The following is a 15175-nucleotide window of genomic DNA, read 5'->3' as shown; positions in this document are numbered from 1 at the left end:
GCAACCGAAGTTTTGAGTTAAGGACGGAAAATTTTTTCAATGACATCTATAAACACTAGTTTTTCGCTGTGCCGGTCATCATTGGGAATAGAGAATTTTCGGAGCATTGACCGGCGCAATCGCTGGTAGCGCTGCTGCAGGCTATCCGCAAACACTTGCGGTAGAACAGGTCAAACAGATTGCCGACACCCTGGAAAACGAATCGGCTCGCACCACCTTGCACGGCATTGTCGGATGCGCCTGAGCCGCTGCAGTGGGTGGCAACTGTGGTGCCGGTGCAGTCGATGGCACGGCTAGCGTAGTGCTGGATAACTTGGTCAATCAGATGGCCAATACGAGCAACGATGGATTGCCGCAACAGAAGAATGAGGCCCGGTTGAATCTAATTGAAGGCGTTGTGGCGGGTATCACTGCAGGCGTGGGCAAAGACGCGACTGCGGCGAGAATCCCCTCGCGCCTGGAACTGGAGAACAACCAGTTTGAGCTTCCGCACGTCATAGTGAAAGCGGGTGCGGCGCGGCCTCGTTAGGTGAATTCATGAGCTAGAACGGCGTATCTGCCGAGAAAATCCAAAACGCACAAACCGATCTGCTCGAATGGGTCGGCACTGACGTACCGCAACCAGCAACGCTGCTTCTAAAGAATTGAGCAATTTTGATGGGCAGTGCACCAGCACTCGCGCCGGGTGCGGCCACCGCAACCGGCATGGCCGTGGGCGGCACGATCGGTGGAACCGCAAACCTACTCGTTCAGAAAGCGCTCAACGGTGAGCAAGAGATGAGTAAGGTCGATGTGCTTATTGCCATTGTGAACGGGGCCGCGACTCAGGGACGGAGCATCCTCACTTCAACCTCCATAAATGTAAGTGGCGCGGCTGCGGGAGCAATGATTAAAGGAGAGAACATCTCGGGGGCCACTGCTGGCGCATTGATCGGCACGATTTCTGGGGCTAAGGCAGGGCAAGGAATCACCGGAGCAGCAAAAAGTATCGCATCGCAAGAGGTATCAGACTTTCTCGGCGCCGTGGTTGGATCAGTCACCTCTGAAGCAACGTCCGCAAAAACGCAGGATCAATTTAAAATTCTTTAATTATTAAATGACAAATAACATTATCTTAAGATTTATATTTTACGCAGCATCGATATTAACCACTATATTTTTGACAGTAATCTTCTCAAGATTTTCGGTATCAGCCTACTTTTTCTTAACTCATGGAATATTCATTTTCGGCGCCGAAGACATTATTTATTCAACAAAAGCAGCGGCAGCCGCCAGCATCCCACTATCGATCGGGATACTCATAATGGAAAAAATCAAAACCAGTAACCAACCCAAATCCCCAAAGTAAGCGATTGATAGCATGCCCCCCCCAACGTAGTGACCGTCAGAAATCCGCGCAAAGTGTGTTTAGTCAAGGGGAACGGACGCTCACCTCTTGATCGTTCGGGCGCGCCGGAGCCGCAACAACTGCGGTGCCCGTGCCATCGGCGGTGCCGCAAGTGTAGCGCTCGGTAACTTGCTCAACCGAATGGCCACGCTCGCACGCCCGAAATCCGTCCGTGTCGCCTGAATTCGGCTCCACTGAGGGGCTCATGTTTCCGCAACAACGCCACGTGGAATCGCCTCGGTAGATTGGCCATGTATTTTTCGGGCTTAGTGTTTTCTCGGGAACGCTTACCTGGCTATTTTTGAAGAAACCTCTAACCGCGCAAAAACCAAACATGAAAAATAATTTCCTTATTAAAAAATCTTCTATTTACGTAGCATTTGGACTGGCGTTTGGAATTTCAATATTCCAAACTTTTTTTACCAACATTTTCTACAATCCCGACGGCTTCAGCATCGCGGGACTAGCCATGTCTGCAATTGCGGGAATTCTTTCCGTCAAAATCTCTGCAACTGTGGGACGAAGATTAAGTGCGCTTGATGATGAACCCGAATTCTGGAATTTCGAATTTAGACGATGGATATTCCCCTTCATCGTCGTAGCACTGGTAGTTCCGGCCATTGGCCATATCATAGGAATCGTCCTCCAAGGAAGCCCCTTATTAATTGTTGCGCTCACCATGTGCAACTTCCTTCTGAACCCATTAGCGTATTGCATACTCACAGCCCGCATCTTGAAAAATCGTCTTGCTCATGTTTTTTTCTCAGCGCTGCTCACCTGGTTGATTTCAGCCCCATTGCATCTAATTTATAAGCAACCGTTGCAGATCTGGTTCGCTGTGTTTCCCGTTTCCGCATTGCTAGCAATTACCGGATATCTTGCAGCTCAAGGCACTAAAGCCATTCGAAGCCGCGCCGTCGGAATCTAGACCTCGCGCGGCGTTGTTACATAAATTCGGGTTTGGTTGGGCTGACGTTTAGGTGCAACGGTTGTGAGGGTAGTCGATCAGATCCCGACCGATAGCCAATCGATATCATCGGCGGCGACGGCGTTTACAACAGCATGCCGTGTCACGCGGCGATTGCTGCGCGAGGTGCGCGGCCCTTGATTCCACCACGCAATGGTGCGAAGCCTTGGTCCGAGCTTACGCCGGGTGCAGCCTGGCGTAACGAGGCCATCGATGTCATTGAGAAAAGCAGTCGGCGCGAATGGAAAGTCGCCAGCGGTTATCACCGGCGCTCGCTGGCTGAGACCCTGATACCGCCTCAAGACGCTCACGGGACACAGCCTGTGGGCGCGCGAAATCGGCTCGTAAGCTACCGAAGTGGCCATCCGGGCAGGCGTGCTCAACCGAATGACCACGCTCGCACGCCCGAAATCCGTCCGTATCGCCTGAATTCAGCTTCACTGAGGGGCTCATGTTTTCGATCTCAATTGATGCACCAACGCCCTGGCGATGCGACCTCGAAAACTCACGAGCTACTCATGGCCATTCACTGAGCATTTTTTGACGCACAACGAGTGGCCCTGGGCCATTGGAAAACTGAATTAAAGGTGATTGGCGGTTGCGCCGCTGGCTCGGCGTCGGGAGGCACCTGCGGCGCAGGTGCACTGGGCGGCGCGGCAAGCGTAGTGCTCGGCAACTTGCTCAATCAGATAGCCGACACGCGCAAGGACGAATTACCGCAGCAGGACAAGGAGGCCCGGATGAAACCCATTGAAAGCGTTGTCGCGGGTATTACGGCGAGCGTGGGCAAGGACGCGACAACAGCGAGCATCGCTGCCGCCCTAGGCTTCAAGACGGATACATATCGCAGCCGAAGCTAACTATTTATCAGACAAGTACCAAAGCAATCTACGGTCGTTACCCGATGGGTTTGAACGATTGGCCGCGTCATCATCGACGCATGGTTTTGCCCCGTGCAAGGCCTGTGTTTTCGGCCTTTGCCAGCACACTCCCCATTCAAACCAGACCGACGGCTCACGTAGGCCGGTCAACGATCCGAGAGGTATTTGATGCACGCATGTCCCATCCCCGACGCCGTATTAGCCGACGATGACGCAGTCGAAATGCTGCGCGTCTGGACCGCAGAAAAGACGATGTACTGCTCGATGAAGGTCGGGATGTATCAGGAAACCCGGAAGGTTTCCGAGGAAGCGGTCTGGGGCGTCATCCTCGCGGACGTCGCCCGTCAGGTATCGGACGCCCTCCGGCAGGCCTATCCCGACACCGAAGCCGACTCGCTCGCCATGGTGCGGGATCACTTCCTCAACGAGTTGCGCGCCCCGTCGCTCCTTTCGACCGAGGACGCGCCACCTCAACGTCACTAATTTCGCGACTTAACGACTTAATGACATAACGACATAACGATGTAGTCGACGTAGCGACACCACCTCCGATGTAACCCTCAGCGAGCGCCCATCCGCGTTCTGGCGATCAACAGCGTCGTCAGACTAATCACGGCGCCCACCATCAGATACAACCCCGGGGCCAGCTTGTTGCCCGTCGCGGCAATCAGCCACGCGACCGCCAACGGCGTGAAGCCGCCGAAGATCGTCGTCCCCAGGTTGTAGCCGACGGCCATGCCGGTGGCGCGCGTGCGTGTCGGGAACAAAGACGACATCAGGGCCGGGATCGGCGCGAAGTACACCGCCTTTAACGTGCCCACCCACAGCATCACGACCATCATTGTCGCCAGCGACGCATGCGCATTCATGAAGGCAAACGCCGGATACACCGTACAGAGGAACAGCAGCCCGGCCACCAGCATGATGCGAATGCGTCCGACCTTATCCGACCAATGGCCGACGAACGGCGTGAGCGTCATGATCACAAACCCCGTCACCAGCGTCGCGATAAAGCCCTGCGCGGGCGGTAGGCCGAGTTGCTTCGTCGCATACGTCGGCATGTACAGGATCATGTAGTTCGCGGTCGTCGTCAGAATCAACGCGCCGATCGACACCAGCAGACGCGACTTCTGCGTCGCGAGCACCTCCCACACAGGAGACTTGCCCGCATCGCCGCCCTCGGCGCTTGCCGCCTTCTTGCGTGCCGCATCGTTCGCGAACGCTGGCGTTTCGTCGACGTACTTCCGGATGTACAAGCCGATCGGGCCGACCAGCATCCCGAACAGGAACGGAATCCGCCAACCCCACGATTCGAGTTGCGGCTGCGTCAGCGCGCCGGTCAGCACCGCCCCGAACGCCGAGGCCAGCAACGTGCTCGCCCCCTGACTCGCGAACTGCCAGCTCGACATGAAGCCGGGACGGTTCGGCACGTGCTCGACGAGAAACGCCGTCGAGCTACCGAACTCGCCGCCCGCCGAAAAACCCTGCATCAGGCGGGACAGGAAGATGCCGATAGGTGCCCACACACCGATGACCGCATACGTCGGCATGAAGGCAATGATGCCCGTGCCGACCGTCATCATCGCAATCGAAAGCATCAGCGACGCGCGACGTCCGTGTCGATCGGCGTACGCGCCCAGCACGAACGCCCCCAGCGGACGCGCCAGATACGACAGCGCGAACGTGCCGAGCGCCATCAGCAACGACACGGTCTCGTCGTGCGCAGGAAAGAACAGCTTCGAGATCGTCACCGCAAAGTAGCCGTAGACGATCAGGTCGTACCATTCGAGCGCATTGCCGATGGACGTCGCAACGATCAGTTTGTAGACGGGCACTTCGGAACGCGCACCCGCCTTCACATTGGCGTCGTGGGTACCATCGGCATGATCCGCCCCGGCGGCGGCAGCGGAACTGTTCATCGCGGTTTCCCCTCTTTCAGGTTCACGTCCCCCATATCCCAGAACAGCCCCGCCATGATCTGCAACGCTTCACGCGCCACCGAACCCAGCAGATGCTCGTCCGGCGCATGTTGCGAACACGCCGGGTAGGAGTGCGGCACCCACAGCGTGGGCAACCCCAGCACATCGGCGAAAACATCGTTCGGCAACGTGCCGCCCAGATTCGGCAGCAGTACCGGCGGCTTGCCGGTCGTCTCGCGCATCGACGCCAGCGCCCACAGCACCCACGGATCCTCCGGGTCGAGGCGCGTCGCCATCACACCGCGCTCGACTTCCACATCCACCATCGTGAAGCCATGCGCGTCGAGGTGCGCTCGCACGATGTCCCCCAGACGCTCCCAATCCGTCCCGACGACGAACCGGATCTGCATGTGCGCGTAGGCGTATGGCGGAATGGCGTTGACGGGCTTCTCGGGATTGCCCGTCTTGAAGGCCAGCACTTCGATGTTGTTCCAGCCGATGACGCGCTCGGTCGGCGTCAGGCCCGGCTCGCCGTAATCCGCATCGACCTCGGGATCGTTCGGGCCGCCACCGACTTCGAGTCCGGCCAGCGCACGTCGCACCGACGTCGGCAGTTCGGGAGGACGCAGCCCCTCCACCAGAATCTTGCCGTTGCCGTCGACCATCGACGCAATCGCATTCGCCAGCACGACACCCGGATTGCGCAGCAGACCGCCCCAGTTCCCGGAGTGGTGGCCGCCGTCACGCAGATTCAGGCTGAGTTTGAAGTTGACGAGACCGCGCGAACCGAGGAAAACCGTGGGCCGCTGCGCCGCCAGACGCGGACCGTCGGAGGCGATCAGCACGTCAGCACGCAACTCGTCGCGCAGTTGTTCGCAGATGGCATGCAGCCCCGGCGAGCCCATTTCCTCGCCCATCTCCACGATCATCTTCACGTTGTAACCGAGCTTGCCTCCGCGCGCGGTGAGTACCTCCGCGAGCGCCGCCAGATTGATCGTGTGCTGCCCCTTGTTGTCGGCGGTGCCGCGTCCGTACCAGCGGTCGCCCTCGACGACGATCTCCCACGGCTTGAGGCCGTCGCGCCATTGCGCGTCGTAACCGCGCACGACGTCACCATGCCCATAGGTCAGGACAGTCGGGGCGTCGTCGCTTTCGTGACGCTCAGCAATCAGGAACGGTCCGCCGCCCGAAATCGGGTTGGGGACGATGCGCGATGTGAAGCCGAGCGTCGCGAGCGCGGGCGTCATTTCGTCGGAGAGATAGGCGTGAAGAACGTCGCCGCTGTCCGGCTCCTGACTCTCGGTCTTGTAGGCGACGCGACGATTGAGGGTATCGAGGAAGGCGCCCGAATCGTATTGGGCGGTGGCTTGGGAAATCGCTGCGCTACGGGTCACTGCTTGTCTCCAGATGGCTTTATGGGCACGGCTGCCGGTCTCGCTCATTGGTACGACATTGATGCGACGCGTGTCGGTAGCACGCTGCGGCACAACCGTTCAAGCCATTCTAGGAGTCGGTATTTTTGACAACAATGATAATAATTCGAAGGTTTCTTTGCCGTTTCGGCAAAGCAAAAACAACAGCCTCTACCCTGCTCACCCCATGCAAACACACGCACTGCGCTACTTTCTGGAAGTCGCCCGGACAGGCTCTCTGAGCCGGGCGTCGGAACGGTTGCATGTGGCGGTCTCGGCGTTGAGCCGTCAGATCGCCAAGCTGGAAGAGGATCTGGGGACGCCGCTATTCGAACGGCGTCCGCGCGGCATGGTGCTGAGTGAAGCGGGCGCGCTGCTCGCGGATCATGCACGACGCGTGTTGCTCGACGCCGAACGCGTCACCTCCGAGATTCGGGGTCTCACCGAAGTGGGCCGCGCAACGATTCGTGTCGCCAGTTCGGAAGGTGTGGCACGCGACTTCCTGCCGCAAGTCTTCGCGCGCTTTCGCGAGGCGTATCCGGGCGCACACTTTCTGCTGGATGTCGTCTCGCCGTTCGAAGCGACGGAGCGCGTACGCGACGGCGAAGCCGACATCGCGGTGTGTTTCAGCGTCGCGCCCGAAAAAGGCGTGCAGGTCGTTCATACACAACCCGCGCCGATCTACGCGTTGATGGCGAAGAAGCACCCTCTCGCCAAGCGGCGCGACGTTGCCCTTGCAGACCTCCTGCCTTACCCGATGGCGCTATCGGAGGCCGGTGTGACGATTCGTCAGATGTTCGACTTATGCTGCACGCTCGAAGGCCTGCTGTTCGAACCGGTCTTCATCAGCAACTACCACGCGGCACTGCACAGCTTCGTGCGCTCTGGCAACGCCGTCACGCTCACCGGGCTACTGACGGTGCGCAGCCGTCTCGCCCCCGAGGGGCTCGCCGCCATCCCTATCCGCAATCCGGCGCTGCATCAGCGCTCCCTTCAGGTACAGACCATGGCAGGACGCACCCTGCCCGCGCCCGTCGAGGCGTTTCTCGGCCTCCTCATCGACGCCATCCGCGCCCCAGAGATTCTCGACAAGCCGTTTGCCTGACGTCACGAAATCAGGACGCGAGGCCCTTAGTTCGCAGGCGGTGGCGGCGTCGTTGCGACCGCATGTGCCTGCGCATCGCCGTCGTCGTTGGCCATCTGTTCGCGGTCGGTCAACTGCGCGAAGATCCACGCCGAGCAGCACGTAATCAAACCGACGCACGCGAACGTCGCACGAAACGCCGGTAGCGCGCCCACGCCCGCAGCCTCGCCGAACGCGCCCGTGAACGTCACCAGTAGCGCACCGCCGACCGTCAGACCGAAGCTCATCGCCAGCATCTGCACGAGCGAGAACAAGCTGTTGCCGCCACTCGCATCGTCCGGGTTCAGATCCTTGAGCGTCAGCGTGTTCATCGCAGTGAACTGGATGGAATTGATGCCGCCGAGAATCCCCAACTGAACGATGAGCAACGGCACCGGATAGTGGGGCGTGACCAGCGAGAAGCTGGCCATCACTGCACCGGCCAGTATCGTGTTCCACACAAGGACGGAGCGGTAGCCGTATCGCATGACCAGATGCGTCGCAAGGCTCTTCGCGAAGATGCCTGTAATCGTGATCGGCAACATCAGCAGCCCTGCCTCGAACGCCGAATAGCCGAGACTGACCTGCAACAGCAGCGGGACGAGATACGGCACGGCCGCGATCCCGATACGGGCGAAGAGATTGCCGAGCAATCCGACGCTGAACGTGTGCACGCGGAACATCGCGAGCGAGAACAACGGCTGCGGCGTGCGGTTCGCATAGAGCCCGTAGGCGACGAAGCCTGCAAACCCCACCACGAGCAACACCAGCATCAGCGCGTGCGCCCCGGCAATGTCGGCGTGACGGTCGAGCGCCAGCGATGTCGCGACCATCCCCACCGACAGCAGCAGATAGCCTTTGACGTCGAACGACGTCTGGTGCGGTGCGCGCGCATTCGTGAGGAAGAAGTGGGCCGCCACGCATCCGGCGACGCCTACCGGCACATTGATCAGAAACACCCAATGCCACGACGCCACTTTGACCAGCCAGCCGCCGAGCGTCGGTCCGATGAGTGGCCCGATCATGCCGGGCACGGCGACAAACGCCAGCGCCTGCAAATACTGCTCGCGCGGGAATGTGCGCAGCACAGCCAGACGTCCCACTGGCAACAGCATCGCGCCGCCGAAACCCTGCACGACGCGCCATAGCACCAGCTCGTCGAGCGTGCTCGAATAGGCGCACATGGCCGAGCCGACGGAGAAGATCGTGAGCGCGCTGGAGAAGACGACGCGCGTGCCGAACCGGTCGGCAAGCCAGCCCGACAGCGGGATCGTCACGGCCATCGTCAGCGCATAGGCAATGACGACCGCCTGCATGTGCAACGGCGACTGACCGAGATCGCGCGCCATCGCAGGCAGCGCCGTGTTGACGATGGTCGAGTCCAGCGTCTGCATGAAGAAGCCGACGGAGACGACCAAAAGCATCGCTTTCTGCCGCCAGGCGGCCTGATCGGGTGAAGTCATATTTCGATGGACGATGGCAGTGAGGAGGCGCAATGCATCATACCGGCGTTGCGCGACAGTCTGTCGAAACGCAACACCGATTATCGATATCGAAACACATTCGCCCCCCAAATGCACTGCGGCGCAGTCCGAAAAATCGGATGCGCCGCAGCCTTCCCGCATCAATCGTCCATCGCCGCCGACGTTTCAGCCGACGGCCGACATTGCCAGGCGCCGCTTACTTTCCGGCGACCGCCTCCCGCACCTGTTCAAGCGCAGACGGATCTTCGATGGTGATCAGATCCCCCGTCTCACGTCCCTCGCAAATGGCCTGAATAGCGCGACGCAGCAGCTTGCCGGAACGTGTCTTGGGCAGCATCGAGACGAAGAACACGCGCGCCGGACGCGCCACCGCCCCCAGTTGCTTGTCGACGGTCTTCATGACATCGCCTTCCAGCGCAAGACGTGCGTCCGGCGTGTCCACCTGCTCCGGTCGGCGCAGCACCGCGAACGCCATCGCCACTTGTCCCTTGAGCGCATCCTGCACGCCGATCACCGCGACTTCCGCCACCGCCGGATGGCTCGCGATGCTCTCCTCGATCTCACGCGAGCCGAGCCGGTGCCCCGCCACGTTGATCACGTCGTCGGTGCGCCCGAGAATGAAGTAATAGCCATCCTCGTCGCGCACGCCCCAGTCAAAGCTCGAATACAGGGTGCGGCCCGGCACCGTCTGCCAATACGTTTTGACGAAACGTGCGTCGTCGCCCCACAGCGTGCTGAGGCAGCCCGGCGGCATCGGGCCTTCGATGGCAAGCACGCCCTTCTCGTTCGGCCCGCAATCCTCGCCCGTCGCCTCGTTGACCAGTTTGACGTCGTAGCCATACACCGGCTTGCCCGGCGATCCCAGCTTGCTCGGCAGGACTTCAACACCGCGCGCCATGCCGAGAATCGGCCAGCCCGTCTCCGTCTGCCAGTAATTGTCGACGACCGGCTTGCCCACGCCCTCCGTGAGCCAGCGCGCCGTAGGTTCATCCAGCGGCTCACCCGCAAGGAAGATCAGTCGCAGCGACGACAGATCGTACTGCGTGAGATACGCCGGGTCCTGCTTCTTGAGCACGCGAATCGCAGTCGGCGCGGTGAAGAGTTGCGTCACCTTGTATTTCTCGACGATGCGCCACCAGATCCCGCCGTCGGGGCGGATCGGCGTGCCCTCGTACATCACCGTCGCAATGCCCGCGAGCAGCGGCGCGTAGACGATGTAGCTGTGCCCCACCACCCAACCGATGTCCGACGCACAGAACATCGTGTCGCCGGGCTTCGCGCAGAAGATGTGCTCCATCGACGAAGCCAGCGCGACCGCATAACCGCCGGTGTCGCGCTGCACGCCCTTCGGCTTGCCCGTCGTCCCCGACGTGTAGAGGATGTAGGACGGCTCGCTCGACTCCATCCATTCGCACGGGACGAACGCGTCGAGGTGCTGTTCGCGCAGCGGCGCATAATCGACGTCGCGCCCTTCGACCCGCTCCATCGGTGCCAGCCCGCGATCGATCAGCAACACGCTCGACGGCTTGTGCCGTGCGAGCGCGACGCCTTCGTCGAGCAGCGGCTTGTAGGGTACGACCTTGCCGTTACGCGAACCGGCGTCGGCAGAGACGATGACTCTGGGTTGCGCGTCGTCGATGCGCGCGGCGAGATTGACCGATGCGAAGCCACCGAACACCACCGAGTGAATCGCGCCGAGACGCGTGCACGCGAGCATCGCGAACAACGCCTCCGGCACCATCGGCATGTAGATCAGCACGCGCTCGCCACGCGTCACGCCCAGCGATTGCAACGACGCCGCCATGCGGTTCACTTCCGCCGCGAGTTCGTCGTAGGTGTAGACACGCTCCTGTTCGGTTTCCGTCGACACCCACACCAGCGCATTCTGCGTGCCGCGCGACGGCAGATGACGGTCCACCGCGTTGTGGCAGATGTTGGTCCGCCCACCGACAAACCAGCGCGCAAAGGGCGGCTTGTCGTATTCCAGCACCTGATCGAAGGGCGTTTCCCAGTCGATCAGTTTGGCCTGTTCCTCCCAGAAGGCCGCACGCGAGTCCGGAGCAATCGAACGGGCGTGAAACGACGCGTACGAAGTCATGTTGTCTCCTTGCATTATTGGCATTCAGTGTGCGCGTTGACGCTTACGGAAGGCTTACCGGGGCAGCGGGCACATGCCTGAAATGCTAGGGGATTACGCGGAGATCGGGGGGGATTTCTGTCGATTTAGGCGAGATCCGGGACGGTGGCGGATGTCGGTGGCGTGGCTGGCGCTGCTGGCGATACCGGGACTTCGGCTTGCTGGGCGTGCCACATGCGAGCGTACAGGCTGCCGTGGCGCAGCAGTGCCACGTGGTCGCCCGTTTCCACGATGCGCCCGCCCTCCATCACCACGATCCGGTCCGCCTGCCGGATAGCGGCGAGACGGTGCGCTACGACCACGCACGTCGCGCTAGCCCGTTCGTGGGAGAGTCGGGCCAGAATGCGCGCCTCGGTCAGAGCGTCGAGCGCTGCGGTCGGTTCGTCGAGCAGCAACAACGGCGGGCCGCCCCAGAGTGCGCGCGCGATGTTCACGCGCTGACGCTCCCCGCCAGACAGACCTGCGACGCAAGCCGCATCCGGGACTTCGGCAAGCGTCGTCACACGTTGGAATTCGTGCTGTATGCGAGCGTCCTCGGACAATTGGCCTTCGCTCAGTCCCGCGCGATAGGCGACGTTCTCGAACACTGTGCGATCGAACAGACGGCAATCCTGCGTGACGAAGCCCGTTATGCGACGCACGGCTTCGGCACGCACCGGGCACAGCCTGTGTTCATCGATGCGCACTTCGCCGCGCGACGGCAGCGTGAGACCCGCCATTAGCCGCAACAACGTCGATTTCCCTGCGCCTGAGGGACCGACGAGCGCGACATACTCGCCCGCCGCGATCCGCAGACGGATGCCGGACAAGATGGGCGGTGCGTCCCCGACGGCCACGCTGACGTCGTCGAATTCGATGGTGGGTGCTTGCGATGCCGGAGACGGCGGAGGTGCCGAGGCATCAGAACGCTTGACCGATGCAGCGACCGGCCCACCCGACGAATCTCGCAGATGCTCGTCGACGCTGACCAGCGCCCTCGCCACCTGCGACACCAACGCACCGAGCATCGCCGCAGGCAACGCGAACTGAAGCAGATAGGCGTTGACCTGCACCAGTGTGCCCACCGGCTCGGCGCCGCGCGCCACGTCGCTGACCGCAAGCAACGTCATCGCCGAGACGCCCGCCGCCATGATCGCCATCTGCAATGCGCTCGTGACCTGCGCCGTCGTAGCCGTCGCCAACGCTGCGACATAGCGCGTACGCAGACGCTGCGACAAGCGGCCCACTTCGGCGGGCTCCTGCGCGAACGTCTTCACGCACTCCAGTTGACTCAGCGTGTCGGCAAGTGCGCCGGTCGTGGCGCGCGAGACGTCGTTCGCCTGCGACTCTCGACGCGTCACGCGCGCGAGCGTCGGCCGCAGCGTCAGCACGTAGGCCACGACCGTCGCGCCAAGTATCACGCCGTAGAGCACGCCGAAGTTGAGCATCAGGATCACGCCCGTCGCGATCACCTGCACGGCGAGCGGCAGCAACCCGAACACCAGTCCCGTGACGATGACCGGCAGCGCCACTTCCACACGAAACAAGCAGTCGAGCACGTGCCCGGCATTGACGTCCCGCGCGCGATGCGCAGGCAGTTCGATCAGGCGCGTGAGATAGCCGAGTCCGGTGCGGCGTCGAAGGTCCTCCATCACTCGCTGGATGAGCAGATCCTTACCCCGCTCGCCGATGGCCGCCCCCGACCACAGCACGACGTACGCTATCGCGAACGGCATCGCCAGCGTGCCCGGACGCTCGCCCGCCAGCGCATCCACGGCCAGCCCCAACACCCAGGGTGCGACGAGCCGCAACGTGAGCATCAGCGCCGCCGCAAGCGTCGCGGCGGCAAGCCACAGACGGTGACGCGATGTCGCCGTCTCACGCGCCCATAGCGTGCGCAGCACGAAACACAGCGCGTTCCACCCCGCCTGTCGCGTCATGCCGTCGCCTCGTTACCGCGACCAGAGGATGCCTGTTGCCCGCGTCGTCCATCCGCTTCGGGCGCTCCCCCAACGCCGCCTGCCCCCTGCCGCCAGCCGCGCACGAACATCTCGACGGCGTACAGGCGGCGAATCGTCGTCATCGATTCGAGATGATGATGGGCAATCCGGCCGATGGCGCGACGACAGGCGTCTCGATCGATCCAGCCCGACGCCGCGCAATAGCCCTCCAGACAGACTTCCTCGACGTGCTGCAAGTTGGCGGCGACGCCCGCACCGACAACCCCCGTCATCATCCCCTTGTCACGACGCCAGAGGTTCGGCAGACCGCTGGCCAGATACGCTGCGCGACGTAGCGGCAAACGGTTGTGCATGGCGTTGAAGAGCCGGTACGTCGGCATCGCGAACCCGGCTTCGACGACCGGTTGTGTGAGGAACGGAAACGCCGTGCCGCCTGCAGCCAGCGACGGATGCACTTCGATATCGCGCAAATTACCGAGCGTGCCGAGAATCTGTGCGCGCTTGCCCGGACGCATCCTGAGCGGCCACTGCGCCAGCCATGCCTGCGCGAGCGGTTCGCCACGGCATGGCTCACCCGCGCACGCGGCGGCCGTCAACAAACCGTCTTGCAGCGCAGCCAGCGGGTTCGCATGGCGCTGACGCAGTTGTCCAAACGCCCCTCGCGCGACCGACCAAAGCGGCAAGCGCTGCATGATCGCCAGATCGCGCCATGCGCCGAGCGCACGACGCCACTGTCTGTCAGCGAAGGCATCGAGTAAGGCGCCATCGGGCGGCGGCGCGAGGAAGATGGCGTCGCCCCCGTGACCGTTGACGAGACGATGCTCGCGGTACGGCATCAGGCGCTCTCGCACGGCATCCAGTTGCGCGAGCATGCACAAGTGCATGGCCGGACGCGCGAGGCGTGGAATGTCCGTCGGCGGCGAGAACGCCGCACACGCAATATCCAGACGCTCGAACGCCATGCGCACATGCCTCGCTACACTGCCCGCGTGATGCGATTCGTCGCTCGACGGCGACGCCGGATCACAGTGATTCACTGCCGTGCACTGACCGGCGAGTCCCGACTGCGCAAGCGCAAGCGCCAGCGAGGTTGACTCCACGCCGCCCGAGAGTTCAAGCACCGCCGAGCGGTCGCCGAGACAGCGCTCCGTAGAGCGTCGTAACACGCCAAGCAGGCCAGTACCCGACGTCATCTCATACACCTCACTCGCGCCCCCGCCCGGCTGCCATGCGGGCCACCAGACGACGCGCGTCTTCGGCGCGCCACGCTCGGGAATCCACAGAGCGTGGCCGAGCGGCAAACGCTCCACGTCGTACAGCGCACACTGCACGCCGCCCACGTCGCCGTGCACAAGGAAGGATTTGAGCGCGGTGCTATCGAACGACGGGTCGTCCCCGACAAGCGCCGCCGGATCCGACGCAACGTGCACCGCGCCGTCGCGACAGAAGCGGTAGTACGTCGGACAGTGGCCGCATGGGTCGCACAACACGAGCGTCGCGCCGCACCAGCGGTCATGCACGATGATCCGGTAGTGCCCCCAATACTGCTGCACGAAGCGCTCGGGCGATTCCAACGCCAGTCGCGCCAGGTCCAGCCCCGGCAACACTTCGCGGCCATCCTCCTTGTGAAACACACGACCGCTCACGTACCACGCAAGCAATTCGCTCTGATCGCTCACATGACGACGGTCATCGTTTGCTTCGGGACGAATCCGGGCGGCAGGCTGGCCGTCCAGCCCCCGTAATACGACGGCGCCGGGCAACGGCACGTGACGCTCGGCCGGTCCTGGTCTCAGACGGGCAAGTTGCATGACAGGCTCCGTGTTGGATAGCGCGCCGGTAGGGGCGCAGATGAGGTTCAGGCGGCGTGTCGATGGCCTGGATGGCGTCGATGTACCGAAGCGCGAAACACGAAAACGAGACCA

General features: G+C 62.0%; 11 protein-coding genes and 1 pseudogene. 6 read left to right on the top strand and 6 right to left on the bottom strand.

Annotated features, from left to right (window positions below):
• The first annotated feature begins 657 nt into the window (after nucleotides 1–657).
• From PCO31010_RS24310 to PCO31010_RS24290, 5 genes and pseudogenes are all read left to right on the top strand, one after another.
• Nucleotides 658–1089 carry a hypothetical protein gene (locus tag PCO31010_RS24310; protein ID WP_150666518.1) on the top strand — a complete coding sequence of 144 codons (432 nt, stop codon included), beginning with the start codon at nucleotides 658–660 and terminating at the stop codon, nucleotides 1087–1089.
• Between the two features lie 632 nt (nucleotides 1090–1721).
• Nucleotides 1722–2315 (top strand): hypothetical protein, encoded by a 594-nt coding sequence (locus PCO31010_RS24305; protein WP_150666517.1) that lies wholly within the window; start codon nucleotides 1722–1724, stop codon nucleotides 2313–2315.
• 72 nt (nucleotides 2316–2387) lie between these two features.
• Nucleotides 2388–2783 (top strand): annotated as a pseudogene (locus PCO31010_RS24300) (transposase); the annotation flags it as partial.
• A 125-nt stretch (nucleotides 2784–2908) separates the two neighbouring features.
• On the top strand, nucleotides 2909–3214 hold the full coding sequence (locus PCO31010_RS24295; protein ID WP_150666516.1) for a hypothetical protein: 306 nt from the start codon (nucleotides 2909–2911) through the stop codon (nucleotides 3212–3214).
• Nucleotides 3215–3403: 189 nt separating this feature from the next.
• Nucleotides 3404–3718, top strand: a complete 315-nt coding sequence (locus tag PCO31010_RS24290; protein ID WP_150666515.1) for a DUF5076 domain-containing protein — start codon at nucleotides 3404–3406, stop codon at nucleotides 3716–3718.
• A gap of 77 nt (nucleotides 3719–3795) precedes the next feature.
• On the opposite strand, the gene PCO31010_RS24285 is transcribed toward PCO31010_RS24290, so the two are convergent.
• The gene (locus PCO31010_RS24285) at nucleotides 3796–5154 is read right to left on the bottom strand and encodes an MFS transporter (protein WP_150666514.1); all 1359 of its coding nucleotides are present in this window, start codon (nucleotides 5152–5154) and stop codon (nucleotides 3796–3798) included.
• Complete coding sequence (locus PCO31010_RS24280) at nucleotides 5151–6548, bottom strand: M20 family metallopeptidase (protein ID WP_150666513.1); 1398 nt, start codon at nucleotides 6546–6548, stop codon at nucleotides 5151–5153. The genes PCO31010_RS24285 and PCO31010_RS24280 overlap by 4 nt, the downstream gene beginning before the upstream one ends.
• A gap of 205 nt (nucleotides 6549–6753) precedes the next feature.
• Here PCO31010_RS24280 and PCO31010_RS24275 point away from each other — a divergent pair, with 205 nt between their 5' ends.
• Nucleotides 6754–7671 (top strand): LysR family transcriptional regulator, encoded by a 918-nt coding sequence (locus PCO31010_RS24275; protein ID WP_150666512.1) that lies wholly within the window; start codon nucleotides 6754–6756, stop codon nucleotides 7669–7671.
• Between the two features lie 26 nt (nucleotides 7672–7697).
• On the opposite strand, the gene mdtD is transcribed toward PCO31010_RS24275, so the two are convergent.
• The 4 genes from mdtD to PCO31010_RS24255 all read right to left on the bottom strand — a co-directional run bounded on the left by mdtD (nucleotide 7698) and on the right by PCO31010_RS24255 (nucleotide 15061).
• A complete protein-coding gene (gene mdtD, locus PCO31010_RS24270; RefSeq protein WP_246184758.1) occupies nucleotides 7698–9152 on the bottom strand; it encodes a multidrug transporter subunit MdtD in 1455 nt (484 codons plus the stop codon).
• A 217-nt stretch (nucleotides 9153–9369) separates the two neighbouring features.
• Nucleotides 9370–11271 carry a propionate--CoA ligase gene (locus tag PCO31010_RS24265; RefSeq protein ID WP_150666511.1) on the bottom strand — a complete coding sequence of 634 codons (1902 nt, stop codon included), beginning with the start codon at nucleotides 11269–11271 and terminating at the stop codon, nucleotides 9370–9372.
• Between the two features lie 125 nt (nucleotides 11272–11396).
• On the bottom strand, nucleotides 11397–13229 hold the full coding sequence (locus PCO31010_RS24260; protein ID WP_150666510.1) for an ABC transporter ATP-binding protein: 1833 nt from the start codon (nucleotides 13227–13229) through the stop codon (nucleotides 11397–11399).
• Entirely contained in the window at nucleotides 13226–15061 is a 1836-nt protein-coding gene (locus tag PCO31010_RS24255; protein WP_150666509.1) for an asparagine synthase-related protein, read from the bottom strand. Before PCO31010_RS24255 ends, PCO31010_RS24260 begins: the two co-directional genes overlap by 4 nt.
• Between the last annotated feature and the right edge of the window lie 114 nt (nucleotides 15062–15175).

It is taken from the genome of Pandoraea commovens, from assembly GCF_902459615.1.
In the GTDB taxonomy this organism is placed as follows: Bacteria; Pseudomonadota; Gammaproteobacteria; order Burkholderiales; family Burkholderiaceae; genus Pandoraea; species Pandoraea commovens.
This window is presented reverse-complemented; position numbering and strand designations above follow the sequence as displayed.